The following is a 19,385-nucleotide window of genomic DNA, read 5'->3' as shown; positions in this document are numbered from 1 at the left end:
TTTACAAGTATAAATTGTTATTAATCTCAGATTAAATTTAAGGAACTCTTTTTTTAAAAACTATAAAATCTATATAAATAAACTTAAATAAAGACCACCACTTTTTTAGTGGTGGTTGAATTTCTAATTTTGTATAATGGAGGATAATATTGTGAAAGTAATAGATTTGAATGATAAATGGTTATTTACTAAAGAAAATAGCACGAATTATATAGGAAAAGAAATTGATAAAGGTGACAATATAACTTTGCCTCATTGCTTTAATGCCATAGATGGGCAAAGCGGTGAGGGAATGTTTAAAGGGGAATGCTTTTATCAAAGAAAGTTAAATATAGCAGATGCTGAATTAAATAAATTTATATTTTTAGAAATAGGTGCTGCAAGCTTAGTTTCTAGAGTATATGTTAATGGACAATTGGCAGGAAGCAGTAAATGTGGATTTTCAATGTTTAGAGTTTTTCTAAATCCTTTCTTAAAATGTGGAGAAAACCTAATTTCAATTATAGTAGATAACAGTCGTCATGATGATGTGTATCCACTTATGGCTGATTTTTCATTTTATGGAGGCATATATCGTGAAGTAAAACTTATAACAACAGATGCTCTTCATTTTGATTTAATGGATAATAGTAGAGATGGTATATATTTAACTCAAAAGAGCATTGGAGAAGATAAATTTGAACTAAAGATAAATGGAAGAATTATAAATGAATTTAATGAAGCTAAAGCTGGAAAAATTGAATTTAAATTATTAGATAAGGAAGATAAGATAGTATTTAATAAAACAATTGATATTGAGGTTTTAAAAGAAGCAGAATTTGAATTGGTAGAAGAGATAAATACCCCAAAGTTATGGCAAGGGATAGAAAATCCTTATCTGCATAAATTTGAAGCTCAATTATATTGTGAAGGAGTACAATGTGATAAACGAAGCATAGATATTGGTTTTAGAACCATAGAAATAACTCCAGACAAAGGTGTATTCTTAAATGGTAAAGCTATTAAGTTTAATGGTGTAAGCCGTCATCAAGATTTTGCAGGTATAGGTAATGCGTTAACTAAAGAATATATGGATTTAGATATGTCAATCATTAAAGAGATAGGGGCAAATACTGTAAGACTTGCTCATTATCAACATAATGATTATTTTTACAGCCTTTGTGATCGTGAAGGAATATTATTATGGGCAGAAATTCCGTTTATTAGTATTCCAACAACTTCTGATAAGGAAAATAAAAATGCTAAGGAACAATTAGAAAGATTAATTAAGCAAGCCTATAACCATAGTTCAATTTATTGTTGGGGAGTTCAAAATGAAATTACAATAGCAATAGAAAATGAACAAATATATGAAATGGTAAAAGAACTTTCAGCTATGGCTAAAAAATTAGATTCAAGTAGATTTATAGCACAAGCTAATATTCATTCTGTAGTTAATGAAAGTCCATTAAATGAATTAACTGATTTTGTAGGATATAACTTATATTATGGTTGGTATTATAAGGAAATGCAGGAGTTAGCAACAAGGTTGGATGAATTCCATAAATCAAGACCTAATACACCAGTTATGGTTACAGAATATGGAGTTGATACTAATCCCAGACTTCATTCATATAATCCAACCGTAAAAGATTATACAGAAGAATATCAGCTCTTATTCCAAAATAATGCACTTAAAACTTTCAATAAGAGAGAATTTGTTTTAGGCGGTTATATATGGGCTATGTTTGATTTTGGAAGTGAGATTAGAAATGAAGGCGGAGAAAAAGGAAGAAATCAAAAAGGCTTAGTAACTATAGATCGAAAATTAAAAAAGGATTCTTTCTATTTATGTAAAGCTTATTGGTCGAAAGAAAATTTTGTTAAATTAGCTGGCAGCAGATTTGTAAATAGACATGAAGAATTAAATGATATAATAGTGATTTCAAATTTAGACTATGTTAAGCTTTATGTGAATGGTGAATTTGTAAGTGAAATTAATAGTAATGAACCAATGAAGAAATTTGAAGCTGTTAAATTAGTTCTAGGAGAAAACAAGATTAAAGTAGAATCTTTTGATAAGGCTGGAAATACTTATAGTGATGAAATGATTTTGAAGCATGTTAAAGAAGTGGATCAAAGTTATATTCTTGAAAAGCCACAAGAAAAAACACATGTTACTAACTGGTTTCAAAAGTTTGATTTAACCAATGTTCAAGAGGTAGCTGTTAAAGAAGGTTATTACTCAACCTTTGATACAATTGAAGAACTTTATAAGGATGAGACGGCAAAAGCTATATTTAAGAAATATTTTGGAGATGTAGCTGAAAGTCAACAATTCCAAGTTATGACGGGGTTAATGACTATAGATAGTATGTCTAAGAGATCGAGATTTAATATACCTAAAGAATTGTTAAGTGTTATTAATAAAGAATTGAACGTTATAGCAAAGAAATAAAAAATAAGAAAAATTAAGTATAGAGTTATAAATAAAAGGCTTTCATTTTATTACAAATGGAAAGCCTTTTATTTATTATGGCAATTATATAATTAATTTTAACGAGTAAATTTAAACACCTGAGTAAGCAGAGAATCCACCATCAATTGGAATAACTATGCCATTTACAAAGCTTGAAGCTTCTTCATTTACTAAGAAAAGAAGTGCACCAATAAGTTCTTCAGCTTCACCAAATCTTCCCATAGGAGTAGCATTTAAAATTTTGTGAGAACGCTCAGTATAGCTTCCATTAGCATTTTTTAGAAGCGCTTCATTTTGTTTTGTCACAAAGAAGCCAGGAGCTATAGCATTAACTCTTATACCAACCTTTGACATATGAACAGCAAGCCACTTAGTAAAGTTTGATACTGCAGATTTTGCACCTGAGTATGCTGGGATTTTTGTAAGAGGAGTAAAGGCATTCATTGATGAAACATTAATAATGCTGCAGCCTTTCCTTCCAATCATATCTCTTGAAAATTCTTGGGATGGAAGTAATGTTCCAAGGAAGTTTAAATCAAATACAAATCTGATTCCATCTTCATCAAGATCGAAGAAAGTTATAATATCTTTGTTTTCTTCTTTTAAATCTTCTTCGTATAAATATTCTTTAGTAGTTGTTCCTTTAGGATTATTTCCACCAGCTCCATTTATTAAAATGTCACATGCGCCCAAATTATCTAATATAGTTTTATGAGCTTTTTTAAGGCTTGCTTTATCAAGTACATTAGCTTCAACACCTATTGCAATTTTACCATTAGCTACAACTTCAGCAGCTTTTCTTTCAGCACTTTCTAAGCTTCTATCGAGGATTGCTACCTTTGCACCACATTCAGTTAAAGCATCAACCCAAGAGCTTCCAAGCACTCCGGCACCACCAGTTATTACTACAACTTTATTATTTAAATCTATATTAGAAGGTAAGTTCATTTTATTTATCTCCTTTACTAGTTTTTTCAAGAGTTTCCCATATTCCAGTGATATACATAGCACCTAAAGCACGGTCATATAAACCATATCCAGGTCTTCCCGTTTCACCCCAAATCATTCTTCCGTGGTCAGGACGAAGGTATCCATCAAAGTGATTTTTATGTAGCACCTTCATAATTTCAACGATATCTAAAGAACCGCAAGGTGAGTAGTGAGCACTTTCTTCAAAGCTTCCATCTTCAAGAAGTTTTACATTTCTAACATGCATGAAATGAATACGTCCTTGGCTAGAATATTTATCTACCATTTTAACAATATTATTAAAACTTGCTGATCCAAGAGAGCCTGTGCAGAAAGTTAAACCATTGTACTTGCTGTCTACTAACTTTAAGAATCTATCTAAATTCTTTTCATTTGTGATTATTCTTGGAAGTCCAAAGATATTATATGGTGGATCATCTGGATGAATCGCCATCTTAATATCACATTGTTCAGCAACAGGTATAATCCGTTTAAGGAAGTATTCTAAATTACTCCATAAAGCTTCTTCATCTACCTTTGAGTATTGCTTAAATAAATCAGAAAGCTGATCCTTTGTATAGCTGGAATCCCAGCCTGGAAGGGATAATTCCCCAGTAAGAGGATCCATTTTTTCAAGCTGATCTTTATAATAAACAAGAGAAGTAGAACCATCTTCTAAAACTTTATCAAGCTGAGTTCTTGTCCAATCAAATACTGGCATGAAATTGTAGCATATAACCTTAACGCCAGCTTTTGAAAGACTTCTTATATTTTCTTTATAATTTTCAATGTACTTGTCTCTTGTGGGTAATCCTAGCTTAATGTCTTCATGTACTGGAACACTTTCTATAACATCAAAATGTAAACTGACATTTTCTACTTCAGTTTTTAATGTTAGAATGCTTTTTAGGCTCCATTTTTCGCCTACAGGAACATCATAAATTGCAGTTACAATACTGTGCATGCTTGGAATTTGTCTGATGTATTGAAGCTTAACGGCATCGTCAGCTCCATACCATCTAAATGATAATTTCATAATATTAATCCTCCAATTCTAAATGATCATTAGTGTTAAAAAACAGATGACTTCAGTTATTTCTTTAAGCAGTATACAAGTATTTTCTAATTTTTTTCATCTGCTAGTTTTTAATAAAACTGCATGAAATTCTTGCAATAATAATTATGACTTATATTATGATAAAAGTCCCTTGAATCTGTAAGTGTATCAATAAAATGAGATAACATTTCGTATTTTCATATATTTATTAAGAAAATAGATAACAATAAAATTCAAAAAATGGGAGCATTTTTTGCAATGCTATTATAGATGATATTTACTACTTTTTCAGCTAGCCTAAGGTCACTGTTTGAGATATAGTCACATAGTGTTTTACAATGTTGAAAACAAATATGTTTATTGCTATAATTATAAATGATATGTAGTTAAAATAATATGTTATTATTGCTATATGACTTGCAAAGATTGCTCATAAAAATAATATGTAGATAAAATTATTAAACTATTATAGATATAAAATAATAGTAAGAAGGTATTGCTAATGAAAAATAAAACACATAAATACTTAACTCGACAATATATGTTTTCAAGTGATTATGAAATATTTCACTATTTAAATAAAGACATCCAATCAATAAGTCTCCATCATCATGATTTTTATGAATTATATTTTTTTATTTCAGGAGATGTGACATACTTAATTGAAGGAAAAAGCTATTTTTTAAAGCCTGGAAATATAATTTTAATTAATTCAAAGGAACTTCATCAAGCTAGGATAAACTCAAAGGATGCAGAGTATGAGAGAATAGTTCTTTGGATAAATAAAGCATTTTTAAAAAAGCTTTCAACAGATGAAACGGATTTGTCGTTATGTTTTGAATATTGTAATAAAAAAAATGTTTTAAGTTTAAATTTTGAAAAACAGCAGAATATAAGATTACTTCTTAATAAATTAATTAATCTTGAAAATTACAAAGGATTAGGCAAACAATTGCTTTATAAAGCATATATTACGGAACTGATAGTACATATAAATAATTCAGTTTTTAACGATGATATTGGGTTAAATATAGAGATAAAAAAGAGTAACTTAATTGATAGGATAATAGAATATATTAATAATCGCATAGATGAAGATATTACTATAGATGAAATTTCTGAATACTTTTTCCTTAGTAAATTTCATCTTTCAAGGGAATTTAAAAAATATACAGGAACAACTATTCATAGATATATAGTTCAAAAAAAGCTTATAGAAGCAAAGGAATTAATACTTCAAGAAATGCCTATTATTGATGTGTATAAAAAATGTGGTTTTGGTGATTACTCTAATTTCTTTAGAGCATTTAAAAATGAATATGGAATCACTCCCAAACAGTTCTTTGAGGCTTTGAAAAAGTAAATAAAATGTTTTATCCCAATGGTTGCATTTACTTTTGCTGGAATAGAATTAGTTGATTTAACAACTGGCGAAACTGAAGATCTAGAACGTGTTATTTCAAAGGTTATTAATAATATTTTCATGCTAAAAGTCTAATTTATATATGTTACTAATGTATAAATATAGGAAATAACTTGAGTTAGAGGTGTCAGAGGAAATGATCTAGAGCATAATAAAATTATATATGAGAACTAAAATTTATAGTATATACTTAGATGCTTACTTTATCCCTCTGTTAATGTAAACTTATATGATAAGTAAATTTTATTAAAATAATAAAAACTATTTACAACATGTTACAAAAGTGATATTATTTATCACAATAAGAGCTAGTGCACAAAACTCTTTAGAATTTAATATAAAATAAGCAATGAAAGGGACAAGTATTATAGACTACAGTTTTCAGAGAGGAGATGCCACCGACTGTAAGCATTTCTAAATATGACTATGAGAAAAACTACCCTGGAGCTATGGTTGATTAGCTATAATTAGCAAAATGCCATCGGTGGAAGTCGTTAAAATATTTGAGAAGAATTGAATTAGTTTAATTCAATTTGGGTGGAACCACGGATATTATGCATTCGTCCCAAGCTGGGATGAATGCTTTTTTTGTATAAAAATTAATAAAATATTGTAAAAGGAGGTAATAAGTTATGATAAGTATAAAACTTAAAGATGGATCAATAAAAGAAATATATGAGGATTCTAATATTTATGATCTTGCAAATTCAATTAGCAAAAATTTAGCTAAATCAGCAATAGTAGGAGAAGTAAATGGTACCTTAGTAGATTTAAATTATAAACTAAAAGACAATGATGAGGTAAGCATTTTAACATATGATGATGAAAAAGCAGTTGAAGTAATTAGACATTCTACTTCTCATATTATGGCTCAAGCAGTTAAGAGAATTTATAATAATTCAAAACTTGCTATAGGACCTTCAATAGAAAATGGATTTTATTATGATTTTGATATTGAAAATCCATTAAGTGCTGAAGATTTAAATAAGATTGAAGCAGAAATGAATAATATAATTAATGAAAATTTAAAATTTGAGAAAATTGATGTTTCTAGAAAAGAAGCAATAAGGCTAATGGAGGAAAAAGGAGAAACGTACAAAATAGAGCTTATTAATGATTTACCAGAAGGTGAAGATATATCTTTGTATAAGCAGGGAGATTATATTGATCTTTGTAGAGGTCCTCATATTCCTTCTACAAAATATGTTAAAGCATTTAAATTAACAAGCGTAGCTGGAGCATATTGGAGAGGTAATGAGAAGAATAAGATGCTACAAAGAGTATATGGTGTAGCATTTTCTAATAAAACAGAATTAGAAAGTCATTTGCATAATTTAGAGGAAGCTAAAAAAAGAGATCATAGAAAGTTAGGAAAGGATTTGAAATTATTTACTTTTACTAACGAAGGTCCAGGATTTCCATTTTTCTTGCCTAAAGGGGTAATTCTTAAAAATACTTTAATTGATTTTTGGAGAAAGCTGCATTCAGAAGCAGGTTATGTTGAGATTGAAACACCAATAATGCTTAATAAAAAGTTATGGGAAACTTCAGGACATTGGTATCATTATAAAGAAAATATGTATACTTCAATGATTGATGAGGAAGAATTTGCATTAAAACCAATGAACTGCCCTGGAGGAATGTTAGTTTATAAATCTGAAGCTCATTCATATAGAGATTTTCCAATGAGAGTAGGTGAACTTGGAAGAGTTCATAGGCATGAACTTTCAGGAGCATTACATGGACTTATGAGAGTAAGAGCGTTTACTCAAGATGATGCTCATATATTTATGTTACCAAATCAAATAAAATCAGAAATAAAAGGAGTTATTGATCTTATTGATAAGGTATATTCAAAATTTGGATTCAAATATAACCTTGAACTTTCTACAAGACCAGAGGATTCTATGGGAAGTGATGAAGATTGGTGGTTTGCAGAAAGTTCTTTAAAAGGTGCATTAGATGAGTTGAACTTAAATTATAAGGTTAATGAAGGTGATGGAGCCTTTTATGGACCTAAAATAGACTTTCACCTTGAGGATAGCATAGGAAGAACATGGCAATGTGGAACAATTCAATTAGATTTCCAATTACCTCAAAGATTTGAATTAGACTATATTGGAAGTGATGGAGAAAAACATAAACCAATAGTTATTCATAGAGTAATATTTGGAAGTATAGAAAGATTCATAGGTATATTAATTGAACATTTTGCAGGAAAATTCCCAACATGGATTGCTCCAGTTCAAGTAAAAGTTCTACCTATATCAAATAAATTCAATGATTATTGTGACAGTATTAAAAAGGAATTGAATATAAATGGAATAAGAATTGAAATAGATTATAAAGATGAAAAGATAGGATATAAAATAAGAGAAGCTAGAAATGAAAGAGTTCCTTATATTATTATCATTGGAGAAAAGGAGAAAAAAGAGAACAAAGTTTCATTGCGCAGTAGAAAAAATGGAGATGAAGGGACTTTAAAATTAGAGGATTTGATTGAAAGAATTAGTAAGGAAATTAAAAATAAAGAATTATAAACAAAAGTAATTATTGAAAAAGTAGCTATTATGTGAAGTAATCAGAAATAGGAGAAGTTGATGATAGACGGTCAAAGTAAATATGAAATTCAGCCTATAAGAGAAGTTATATTAAATATTTCAAATGAATTTTTTATGAATCATTTAATGTTAATGCTATACTTACAAAGGCAATTCCAATAGCAAATGAACTTATTATGGCATTAAACAAGAAGGGATAGAAATTTATTAACAAAAAAATTATGGTATATGATGATTATTATTAAAAATAGAACTTATAAAGGAATGCATAAAATTAGACTATAATAATTAGGGCTTCTTAAAGGAGCCCTAAACCAAAGTATATATTAAGCAAATTTTTCAGGAAATTGCTTAACAATTCCATTTGAAATTATATCAGCAAACTTAATCATATGATCTTCACCTTTATCATAATTTTCAATATCAGCTTTCCAGTCTTTATTTATTCTAGCAACCACTTGAGCAGTGACTAAATCCAAGTGTTTATGTAACATATCTTTTAATTCTGAATTAGATAAATTTTTATTTGCACTAGACAGAAAGTCAGAAATTTCATCTGCATTTTTGTACCATAAATTATTATATTTATCTAAGGCTGCTTTATTATTGCTTTTAGCAGCATCAACAACTTGACCTCCAAGTGAAATATGCTCTCTTAAAAGTTGTGAAAGCTTATTTCCACCATCTTCTCCATAATAAGGCTTTATTGAAGCACCAATATCATCTTGATTTTTAAGTAATCTTTGAAGAGTAACATCTTTATCAGGAAGTGATGCTAAATCAGAAATAATAAAACTTCGGGTCCATCCAACATGATCAATCCAAAGTTTTCTTTCAGCCATCTTAAGATTTACTATAGAATTCTTTAAGGGAATATCAGTGTCCATGGCAAAGACCTTAACAGGCAGTAAAAATGTGATAAATAACATAAACAATGATAAAGTTCTAAAAATTTTTTTCATTACAGTACACCTCTCTTATTTTTATATTCATTTAATTTTCTCCTATACTTAAAAAAGTATGCTTGGTATAATAAGTAAAATAATTTTATTATTGACTTAAAGTGAACTTTAAGTGATATTCTTTTTTTACTAGGAGGAAGTTTATGTTAGAACTAGAAATAAGTGGGGTGTCAAAATTGACTAAATTAAAACCTCATACACTTAGATATTATGAAAGTATTGGACTTATTAAGGATATAAAAAGAAACTCATCGGGAAAAAGAGTTTATAGTGAACAGGATTTAAAATGGCTTGACGTAATAAACAGGCTTAGAGAAACTAGAATGAATATAAATAAGATGAAAGAATATGCAAGATTAAGGCATATGGGAGATTGTACAGTTTCAGAAAGAAAACATATTATGAAGGAGCATTTGGAAACAATAAATACAGAAATTGATAAATTATTAGAAGCAAGAAATTATGTTAAAAAGAAAATTGGGATTTATAATGAAATGGAGGAACAGATTAATGGAGAAGGAAAGTAGATTTGAAAGAGGATATAAAAAATTACTTGAGATAGATGGAAAAGCAAGACTGGAAGTAGAAAATAATTTAAAGGATATATGTCCAGGCTTAGGAAAATACATTATAGAATATAGCTTTGGTGATATATATTCAAGAGAAGGACTGGATTTAAAATCAAAAGAAATTGCAGTAGTAGCATCACTGATAGCACAATGAAAGAAAAATTAAAAGTTAAAACTAAAATTTGTTTGAAAAATAGTATACTTTTTTCTATTATGATCAGTATTTTTGCTCAAATATATATTTATCCTTTTAATAGTAAATTCGTTTTAAGTCTTGGAGTTATTGCAATTGGCTTTATATTTTCTATTAGTAAAAAAATATATCCATTTTTAATTGGAATAATTGCTGGTATTTTTACTGCATTTATACGTAGTATTGGATTAATAAGATCTTCGGATATGTATTCCAATGATCTTATAATTCAGTTTATTCCAGCAGTTATATTTTATATTTCTTATGGAATTCTAGGAACAATGTTTCCTTTGAATAAGGCTAATAAATCCATAGTGAACTTATTTTTTCATTTAATATGTTTTGATATAATATGTAATATTATAGAGATATTAGTCAGAAGTATGTTTTCTATATCAACTATAAAGGTGATTTTAATTACTGGATTTATTAGAGCATCTATTCAATGTATAGCTTTTTTAATATATAATTATCAAAAATTATATATTAAAAAAGCTGAACACCAAAAGCGTTATTCAGAATTAAATTTAATGGTTTCAAAGATACATGCTGAAGCATTTTATTTGCAGAAATCTACTAATGATTTAAATAATGTTATGAAAGACGCATATAATTTATATGAATTGACTAAAGGTAAATCACAAGTTTCAACTAAAGCATTAGCAATTGCGCAAAATGCTCATGAAATTCGTAAAAATAATGATCGTGTACTCAAGGGAATTAATCAATTAATAGAAAATGTGGAAAAAACAGAATATATGTCTATCTCGGAAATTTTTTCTATAATATCTGATAATACGAAAAGGCAGATAGAGAGTTTTAATGCTAATGTTTATATAGAATTTAAATTAGAAAAGGATTATTATATTAAAAGGTATTATGATATATTCTCTATTTTAAATAATTTAATTATTAATGCAATTGAAGCTTGTATTAGTAAAAATATAATAAGTGTAATTGGAGAAATATCAGAAGAAAAATTATTGCTTTTAGTTTCAGATGATGGAACAGGAATTGACGAAGATATATTACCATATATATTTAATGTTGGATTTTCAACTAAATTTAATAATGATACTGGGGCTATGTCTACAGGAATAGGATTGTGTCATGTGAAAAATCTTATAGAAGATTTAGGTGGAACAATAGAAGTAAAAAGCAGTATTAACCAAGGTACAGAATTCATAGTTAAAATACCAATTTTAAAATTAGAAAACCGTTAATGATTAAGGGGGTTTTATGGAAATAACATTTATAATTATTGATGATGATATAGCAATATGCAAAATTTTGGAGCAAACAATCAAAAATAATCAATTAGGAAAGGTAATATCAATATTGACGACAGGAAAAGAGGCACAAGACATTATTGTAGAATTAAATCCAGATATTGTTTTGATTGATTTGTTATTACCAGAGGTAGATGGTATTGAAATTGTGAAGAACACTGTTAACAATGGATATAATGGTAAAATTATAATGTTATCTCAAGTTGAAGAAGTAGAAATGATTTCCAATGCTTATAAAAGTGGAATACTTTTTTATTTGAACAAGCCTATTAATATGATTGAGACTGTAAGTGTAATTAGCAATGTAAAAAAGCAAGTTGAATTAGAAAAATCTATTTCAATGATTAAAAGTGTAGTTCTTCAAGAGAAAGTTAAAGATGCAAAAAAGGAAGTAAAATATTCTCTAGAAGAAAAATTAATACAAATTTTTTCTGATATAAATATTGTAGGGACAGCTGGAGTTGATGAACTAAAACTTGTAATATTAGAAATAATCAATAAAAAGCAAATGAATCCATCAAGACCATATCAGCTAAAAGAAATTTATATGGAGGTTTCAAAAAGGTTATATGGTGATTCGTTAGCATTGATTAATTTTAGATCAATGGAACAACGTATTAGAAGAACAATTAATAAAGCTATGACTTCAGTAGCTGATTTAGGTATAAATGATACAGAGAATATTATATATAAGGAATATGCATCATCTCTTTTTGAAATTAAACAAGTGGAACAAGAGATGAAATATTTAAAAAATTCGTCAGGAAGTCAAGGGAAGATAAATACTAAAAAATTTATTGAAGGTATATTAATTAAAATGACAAAGTAAAAATGTACAAGCTACAAAAAACTACAGAAAACACAAAATAATAAAATTTATTGACTATAGTAATGATAATATATATAATTTGTTTAATGTTTAGAAAGCAACGGAGCTTTGGCATATATGCCAAGGCTCTTTTTTTATACCTAGAAAAATAAAAAGTTGGTTATATAAAATTTTTGAGAATATTAAATTGAAAGAATTTTACCACAAAGTAATTGTAGCGTAGACATTTTATTATAAAGTAAAAGCTCATGTGGTAGAAATTATTAGTTAGAAATGGAGAAAAACGATGGATAAAAAAAGTTGTGAAATAGGACAAGTAAGTTTGAATACTGCCCAGCTTCTAGTTAAATGCTTAGAAGAAGAAGGGGTTAAATATATATTTGGTATTCCAGGGGAAGAAAATTTAGAGGTCATGAATGCAGTATATGATTCTTCTATTGAATTTATTACAACTAGACATGAACAGGGGGCTGCGTTCATGGCTGATGTATATGGCAGATTAACTGGAAAAGCAGGTGTTTGTTTAGCTACACTTGGACCAGGGGCAACAAATTTAGTGACTGGTGTTGCAGATGCGCATAGTGATGGGGCACCACTTATTGCCATTACAGGACAAGTAGGTACAGAAAGAATGCATATTACATCTCATCAATTTTTAGATTTGTGTAAAATGTTTGAGCCAATTACAAAGAGGACAAAGATGATAGTACGTCCTAATACAGTAAATGAAATTGTTCGCATTGCATTTAAATATGCAGAAAGTGAAAAACCAGGAGCATGTCATATAGATTTGCCTGTAAATATAGCTAAAATGCCTGTTGATTCAAATGAAAGACCTTTGATGAAAAAGATACCGCCAAAAGAATTTGCAGAACTTGAAACAATTGAAGAAGCAGCAGCAGAAATATTTAAAGCAAAAAATCCAGTAATACTAGCAGGAAGCAGTGCAGTAAGAGGATATGCAAGTGAAGCTTTAACTAAATTTGCAACTGATTTAAAGATTCCTGTAGTAGTAACAATGATGTCAAAGGGAATTATACCTTGTGATAATCCTTATTTTATATCTACTATTGGCATTCCACAAAAAGATTATGTAAATAAAGTAATTGAAAAAGCTGATCTTGTAATAGCAGTTGGTTATGATATTGTAGAATATGCTCCATCAAAATGGAATCCACATGGTAATATAGAAATTATACATATTGATAATAGACCTGCGCATATTAATAAATTATACCAAACAAAGGTAGAAGTAGTTGGTGATATTTCAGAATCTCTATTAAATATAGAAAGAAGAACTACAGCGAAAAAAGAGCCAGAATGTGCCTTAGCTATAAAGAAAAAGATTATGGCAGAGTTTGCAGGCTATTTTGAGGATATATCATTTCCTATGAAACCGCAAAAGATTTTAGCTGATATTAGAAAGGTAATGAAGCCAGATGATATAGTTATTTCGGATGTTGGTGCACATAAAATGTGGATTGCTCGTCATTATGAGTGCTATAAACCAAATACATGCATAATATCTAATGGATTTGCAACCATGGGAATTGGTGTACCAGGCGCAATTGCAGCAAAATTGATTAATCCAGATAAAAATGTTTTAACAATTACTGGTGATGGTGGTTTTATGATGAATAGTCAAGAAATTGAAACAGCAGTTCGTATTGGAACACCATTTGTAACATTGATATTTAATGATAGTAACTATGGTCTTATTAAGTGGAAACAAATAGATCATTACGGGAAAAGTTGCTATGTGGATTTTACAAATCCTGATTTTGTAAAATTAGCAGAGAGTATGAATGCGAAGGGATATAGCATTGAAAAAGCAGAAGATTTAATTCCAACATTAAAAGAAGCGTTTAAACAAACAGTACCAGTAGTTATTGATTGTAGAGTTGATTATGATGAAAATGTAAAATTGACTGAACATTTAAAAGAAATATATGAAAACTTATAAGAATAATAATTAAAATTAGAAATATAGCAAAGAGGCTATATAATAGTAAGAATTTCTATTGTATAGTCTCTTTTTTTATATTAAAGGGGAGGGACATAAATGATAAAGTTAGAAAATGTAGTTAAAAATTTTGGTGATGTTCATGTTTTGAAAAATGTAGATTTAACAGTTAATGAAGGCGAAAAATTAGTAGTAATTGGCCCAAGTGGCTCAGGAAAATCAACCCTTATAAGATGTATGAATTATTTAGAAGAGCCTACTTCAGGGAAGGTTACTGTAGATGAATATGATTTGAATTTAAAGAAAAATTTAGCCAAGGTTAGACAGTCTACTGCAATGGTTTTTCAACAGTTTAATTTATATCCACATATGACTGTGTTAGAAAACCTTACACTAGCACCAATAAAGCTGCAAAATGTAAGTAAAAAAGAGGCAGAAGAATCTGGTTTAAAGTATTTAGAAAGAGTAGGTTTAAAAGAAAAGGCAGATGCTTATCCAAGTCAATTATCAGGAGGGCAGCAACAAAGAGTAGCTATTGCAAGGGCATTAAACATGCATCCTAAAATAATGTTATTTGATGAACCTACATCAGCGCTAGACCCTGAAATGATTCAAGAAGTATTAGATGTTTTAGTTGGATTGTCAAAAGAAAATATAACAATGGTGGTTGTAACTCATGAAATGGGATTTGCAAAACAAGTTGCGGATAGAATTGTATTTATAGATGGAGGTCAAATAATTGAGGAAGGCTCTCCCAAAGATTTCTTTCTAAATCCAAAGAACAATAGGACAAAAAGCTTTTTAAATAAAGTTATAAGATAAAAAATTATAAATAGGGGGAATTATATTATGAAAATGAAAAAAGTATTTTTAGCATTAGGATTAGGTATTTGTATAACGATGACAGGCTGCGGAGCAACGAAACAAACAGGAGGCAGTACATCAAATGATAGTGAGGCAAAAGAAATACAAGCTATAAAGGATAGAGGAGTGTTAAAGGTTGGAGTAAAGGTTGATGTACCTAAGTATGGTTATAAAAATCCCAAAACTGGACAAATAGAAGGTTTTGAAATTGATTTATCTAAAGCAATAGCAAAGAAAATATTAGGGGATGAAAATAAGGTTGAATTTCAAGGGGTAACAGCTAAAACAAGAGGTCCACTTCTTGATAACGGAGAAATAGATATGGTTGTAGCTACATTTACAATAACAGAGGAAAGAAAGAAGAGTTATAATTTTTCAGACGCATATATGAAAGATGGAGTTGGATTGCTTGTTAAAAAGAGTCTTGGAGTATCATCACTTAAAGATTTAAATAATAAGACAATTGGTGTAGCTCAAAGTGCAACAACTAAAGCTGCACTGCAAGATGAAGCTGGTAAGCAAGGAATAACACTAAAATTCTCCGAACTTGGTGGATATCCAGAACTTAAAGCAGCATTAGATTCAGGAAGAATTGATTGTTTTGCAGTAGATGCATCCATTTTAAATGGATATGTTGATGATTCAACAGTAATATTAAATGATAGATACAATCCTCAAGAATATGGTATTGCAAGTAAAAAAGACAATACTGAACTTGCTAAAGTTATAAATGGAGTAATAAGTGAAATGAAATCTTCAGGTGAGATTGATAAATTAATTGCAAAGTGGGAAATTAAGTAATGAATGGACCTTTTTCAATATTTAAATGGGAAGCGGTTTTCAAAGACTTTAGCATATTTCTTGAGGGATTTTTAACAACACTTGAAGTTTCAATATTAGGGCTTATTCTTGCACTAATATTAGGAATTATATTTGGTATACTTTCTACAAGTAAAATTAAAATTTTTAAAATTATAAGCAGAATATATGTGGAAGTAATTCAAAATACACCACTTGTAATTCAAGTATTCTTCTTATTTAATGGATTACCATATGTCAAAATTGTATTACCTGTATTTTTAATTGGAGTACTTGGAGTTGGAGTATATCATGGTGCATATATATCAGAAGTTGTAAGGACTGGTATAACATCAATAGCAAAAGGGCAATTTGAAGCTGCAAAGTCACAAGGCTTTTCACATATTCAAACTATGAGATATGTAATATTGCCTCAAACGGTAAAGATAATAATACCACCACTTGCAAATCAATTGGTAAATTTAATAAAAAATACTTCAATATTAGCAATGATTGCAGGAGGAGATTTAATGTATACAGCTGACTCATGGTCAAGCGCAAATATGTATTATGGACCTGCATATGTTGTAACTGGAATTTTTTATTTCCTTCTTTGCTATCCACTAGCAATGTTTGCAAGAAAACTTGAATTAAAAGAAAAAAATAAAGTATCAATTAATATTGAGGATTCTATAAAAGGTCAGGTTATTGCAACAGAAGGGGGGCTATAATAATGTCAATGGTATTTAATCAAGCTAATATGATATTTCTTTTAGAAGGAATGAAATTGACTTTAACTATAGCGCTTATATCAATTGTATTAAGTATGTTTTTTGGAACAATCCTTGCCATATTAAGAAATTTTTCTAAAGGTATATTTGCTAGATTTGCGACAATATATATAGAAATCTTTAGAAACACTCCATTATTATTATGGATATTATCTATTAGATTTTTAGTGCCAATAAGACCTATGTATTCAGGAATTTTATCTTTTACACTATTTACTTCAGCTATTATGGCTGAAATATTTAGAGGTGGAATGAATTCGGTAAGTAGAGGGCAATATGAAGCAGCTTATTCACAAGGTTTTTCGAAGTTTCAAACATTAAGATATATAATATTACCACAAAGCTTTAGACGTTGTATCCCAACATTTTTGTCACAAGCAGTTACCGTAATAAAAGACACCTCATTTTTATGGGCAGTTGGCATTGAAGAATTTACAGGAAAAGGTATGATTCTTATGGGAAGCTTTGCTACATCATTTCAAATATTTTTATTATTTGGAGCTTTAGCTGGAATGTATTTTATAATTAATTTTACAATATCATGTGGTGTTAGAACTATTAAGACTGAGTATTAAACAATTAGAAGAGTAAAAGTTAAATTAACAAAATATTAACTTTTACTCTTTTATTTATTTTGATAAGTTAGGTGTTTTTTGCATCTATAATGTAATAAACAATATAGGAAATTCAGTAAAAGTGATTTTATCAAAAAAATAGACGATGAAACTTCTGATGAAGAATTTGCTCAGAAGGTTGATAAAATTTTAGAGCCATCATTTGTAATTCCAAAAGAATAATATATAATTAATGATATAAAGTTGTAGGAGTAGATTAGAATGGAGAGAAGAAGGGAATATATAAAATACTCTTTTATTAATAGAAAGGGAAATATTGAATAATAGTTTTAAAGGAGATTTATATGTCAAAAATTATGATAATAGAAGATAGTGAAAATATTAAAAAAGAACTTATTGAAATTTTAATGCGTTATGGATATGAAGCTTATGCTCCAACAGATTTTGAAAATATAGTGAGAATAGCATTAAGGGATCAACCAGATTTGATTTTGCTTGACATAAATCTTCCATATTACGATGGATATTATATATGTAGAGAAATTAGAAAAGAAAAGGATATCCCTATAATAATTGTTACAAGCAGAGATAGTGAAATGGATGAAATTATGAGCATGAATCTTGGTGCAGATGATTTTGTAACCAAGCCTTATAATACTCAAATACTTCTTGCAAGGATAACAGCGGTACTTCGAAGAACATCGGGAAATAATTTAGATTATGAAATAGTGGAACATAAAGGATTAAAGCTTAATATCACTAATGGAAGCATAAGTTTTAGTGAAAGTAAAGTTGATCTTACTAAAAATGAACTTAAAATACTGCATTGTCTTATGAAAAATAGAGAATGCATAGTTAGTAGAGAGGATTTAATGGATTATTTGTGGAATTCAGATCTTTATGTTGATGATAATACATTATCAGTAAATGTAACTAGGCTTAGAAAGAAGCTTCAGGAAATAGGCTTTAAAGATGGAATAGAGACAAAGAGGGGATTGGGGTACATACTATTATGAAGATAAAAGAGTACTTTCTTTCAAAAGCACCATATATAATAATCAATTTAATAATATACCTATTAATTTTAGTTTTGATGAGCATAGCAACGATGCCTTCATTAATAATGTTTATAATTTTTATTATTTGGTTTTCTCCTTTGATAATTTATATGATAATGGATTTTGTAGCAAAGAAAAGATTTTATGACGATATTACAGGAATAATTGATAAATTAGATAAAAAGTATTTATTACCTGAAGTAATAAAACGTCCTAATTATTATGAAGGAAAAATTATTTATGATGCGTTAAGTGATTGTAATAGAAATATGCATGAGCATGTTAATTTTTATAAAAATCTTCAAAGAGAATATAGAGAATATATTGAAACTTGGGTTCATGAAATAAAAACTCCAATATCATCTTCAAGACTAATTATAGAAAACAGCGAAAGCAAAGAAAAAAACGTTTTAGGAGATGAGCTTAGAAAAATTGAGGAGTATATAAGTCAGGCTTTGTATTATTCAAGAAGTACAGATGTAAGCAATGATTATATAGTAAGAGAATTTGAAGTAAAGGAAGCTGTTAAGGAAATTATCAGAAATAATAGACGTGATTTTATAAATAAAAAAATTGCAGTTAATATTGAAGAGGTTTCAGGGAAGGTAATAACTGATATTAAATGGGTTAAATTTATTATTAATCAGATTATTATTAATTCTATAAAATATAGCAAGGATAGTAACGCTATTTTAAATATTTATACAACAGAAGGTACAGATAATATAATAGTAACTATTGAAGATAATGGAATAGGAATTTCTCAAAAGGATGTAAATAGGGTTTTTGATAAGGGGTTTACCGGATCTAATGGAAGGAAATATGGTAAATCTACAGGCATAGGTCTTTATTTATGTAAAAAACTTTGTGAAAAATTAGGACTTGGAATATCATTAAGTTCTATAGAAAACCAAGGAACAAAGGTTAATATAATTTTTCCTTTAGGGAATTTCACAAACTTAAAATAATATATAATTTCATTTCTATTTTTATACAACTCCTAAATATTGTATAAAATAATACGAT

Annotated in this window: 18 protein-coding genes and 1 other annotated feature; of the genes, 15 read left to right on the top strand and 3 right to left on the bottom strand. The window is 28.6% G+C overall.

Annotated elements, in window-relative coordinates:
• The first annotated feature begins 151 nt into the window (after window positions 1-151).
• Window positions 152-2,437 carry a glycoside hydrolase family 2 protein gene (locus CLPUN_RS06420; protein WP_077846492.1) on the top strand — a complete coding sequence of 762 codons (2,286 nt, stop codon included), beginning with the start codon at window positions 152-154 and terminating at the stop codon, window positions 2,435-2,437.
• 111 nt (window positions 2,438-2,548) lie between these two features.
• Here CLPUN_RS06420 and CLPUN_RS06415 read toward each other — a convergent pair whose 3' ends face one another.
• Window positions 2,549-3,406, bottom strand: a complete 858-nt coding sequence (locus CLPUN_RS06415) for an SDR family oxidoreductase (protein ID WP_077846491.1) — start codon at window positions 3,404-3,406, stop codon at window positions 2,549-2,551.
• Between the two features lies 1 nt (window position 3,407).
• Complete coding sequence (gene uxuA, locus CLPUN_RS06410) at window positions 3,408-4,463, bottom strand: mannonate dehydratase (RefSeq protein ID WP_077846490.1); 1,056 nt, start codon at window positions 4,461-4,463, stop codon at window positions 3,408-3,410.
• A 523-nt stretch (window positions 4,464-4,986) separates the two neighbouring features.
• On the opposite strand from uxuA, the gene CLPUN_RS06405 reads away from it, so the two are divergent.
• From CLPUN_RS06405 to CLPUN_RS29130, 3 genes are all read left to right on the top strand, one after another.
• Window positions 4,987-5,847: an AraC family transcriptional regulator gene (locus tag CLPUN_RS06405; protein ID WP_077846489.1), complete on the top strand. Its 861-nt coding sequence runs from the start codon at window positions 4,987-4,989 to the stop codon at window positions 5,845-5,847.
• Window positions 5,848-6,247: 400 nt separating this feature from the next.
• Window positions 6,248-6,478, top strand: a binding site (T-box leader).
• Window positions 6,479-6,539: 61 nt separating this feature from the next.
• Window positions 6,540-8,447, top strand: coding sequence for a threonine--tRNA ligase (gene thrS, locus CLPUN_RS06400; RefSeq protein WP_077846488.1), 1,908 nt, complete (start codon window positions 6,540-6,542; stop codon window positions 8,445-8,447).
• Between the two features lie 60 nt (window positions 8,448-8,507).
• Entirely contained in the window at window positions 8,508-8,630 is a 123-nt protein-coding gene (locus tag CLPUN_RS29130; protein ID WP_278281606.1) for a hypothetical protein, read from the top strand.
• Between the two features lie 164 nt (window positions 8,631-8,794).
• Here the strand turns inward: CLPUN_RS29130 and CLPUN_RS06395 are convergent, their stop codons facing one another.
• Entirely contained in the window at window positions 8,795-9,430 is a 636-nt protein-coding gene (locus CLPUN_RS06395) for a glycosyltransferase (protein ID WP_077846487.1), read from the bottom strand.
• Between the two features lie 143 nt (window positions 9,431-9,573).
• Here CLPUN_RS06395 and CLPUN_RS06390 point away from each other — a divergent pair, with 143 nt between their 5' ends.
• The 11 genes from CLPUN_RS06390 to CLPUN_RS06340 all read left to right on the top strand — a co-directional run bounded on the left by CLPUN_RS06390 (window position 9,574) and on the right by CLPUN_RS06340 (window position 19,327).
• Window positions 9,574-9,957: a MerR family transcriptional regulator gene (locus CLPUN_RS06390; protein WP_077846486.1), complete on the top strand. Its 384-nt coding sequence runs from the start codon at window positions 9,574-9,576 to the stop codon at window positions 9,955-9,957.
• Entirely contained in the window at window positions 9,941-10,153 is a 213-nt protein-coding gene (locus tag CLPUN_RS27995; protein WP_077846485.1) for a carboxymuconolactone decarboxylase family protein, read from the top strand. Before CLPUN_RS06390 ends, CLPUN_RS27995 begins: the two co-directional genes overlap by 17 nt.
• Entirely contained in the window at window positions 10,150-11,415 is a 1,266-nt protein-coding gene (locus CLPUN_RS06380; RefSeq protein WP_077846484.1) for an ATP-binding protein, read from the top strand. The genes CLPUN_RS27995 and CLPUN_RS06380 overlap by 4 nt, the downstream gene beginning before the upstream one ends.
• Window positions 11,416-11,431: 16 nt before the next feature.
• A complete protein-coding gene (locus CLPUN_RS06375) occupies window positions 11,432-12,310 on the top strand; it encodes a response regulator (protein WP_077846483.1) in 879 nt (292 codons plus the stop codon).
• Between the two features lie 286 nt (window positions 12,311-12,596).
• Entirely contained in the window at window positions 12,597-14,273 is a 1,677-nt protein-coding gene (locus tag CLPUN_RS06370) for an acetolactate synthase large subunit (protein WP_077846482.1), read from the top strand.
• A 99-nt stretch (window positions 14,274-14,372) separates the two neighbouring features.
• Window positions 14,373-15,095 (top strand): amino acid ABC transporter ATP-binding protein, encoded by a 723-nt coding sequence (locus tag CLPUN_RS06365; RefSeq protein WP_077846481.1) that lies wholly within the window; start codon window positions 14,373-14,375, stop codon window positions 15,093-15,095.
• Between the two features lie 27 nt (window positions 15,096-15,122).
• Window positions 15,123-15,938, top strand: a complete 816-nt coding sequence (locus tag CLPUN_RS06360) for a transporter substrate-binding domain-containing protein (protein ID WP_077846480.1) — start codon at window positions 15,123-15,125, stop codon at window positions 15,936-15,938.
• Window positions 15,938-16,666, top strand: coding sequence for an amino acid ABC transporter permease (locus CLPUN_RS06355; RefSeq protein ID WP_077846479.1), 729 nt, complete (start codon window positions 15,938-15,940; stop codon window positions 16,664-16,666). The genes CLPUN_RS06360 and CLPUN_RS06355 overlap by 1 nt, the downstream gene beginning before the upstream one ends.
• Window positions 16,667-16,668: 2 nt before the next feature.
• The gene (locus CLPUN_RS06350) at window positions 16,669-17,301 is read left to right on the top strand and encodes an amino acid ABC transporter permease (RefSeq protein ID WP_077846478.1); all 633 of its coding nucleotides are present in this window, start codon (window positions 16,669-16,671) and stop codon (window positions 17,299-17,301) included.
• Window positions 17,302-17,645: 344 nt separating this feature from the next.
• Window positions 17,646-18,317 (top strand): response regulator transcription factor, encoded by a 672-nt coding sequence (locus CLPUN_RS06345; RefSeq protein ID WP_077846477.1) that lies wholly within the window; start codon window positions 17,646-17,648, stop codon window positions 18,315-18,317.
• Window positions 18,314-19,327 carry an ATP-binding protein gene (locus tag CLPUN_RS06340; RefSeq protein WP_077846476.1) on the top strand — a complete coding sequence of 338 codons (1,014 nt, stop codon included), beginning with the start codon at window positions 18,314-18,316 and terminating at the stop codon, window positions 19,325-19,327. The genes CLPUN_RS06345 and CLPUN_RS06340 overlap by 4 nt, the downstream gene beginning before the upstream one ends.
• Window positions 19,328-19,385: the final 58 nt, after the last annotated feature.

It is taken from the genome of Clostridium puniceum (genome assembly GCF_002006345.1).
Taxonomy (GTDB): Bacteria; Bacillota; Clostridia; order Clostridiales; family Clostridiaceae; genus Clostridium; species Clostridium puniceum.
Note: the sequence above shows the minus strand (reverse complement) of the source record. Positions and strands in the feature narration are given on the sequence as shown.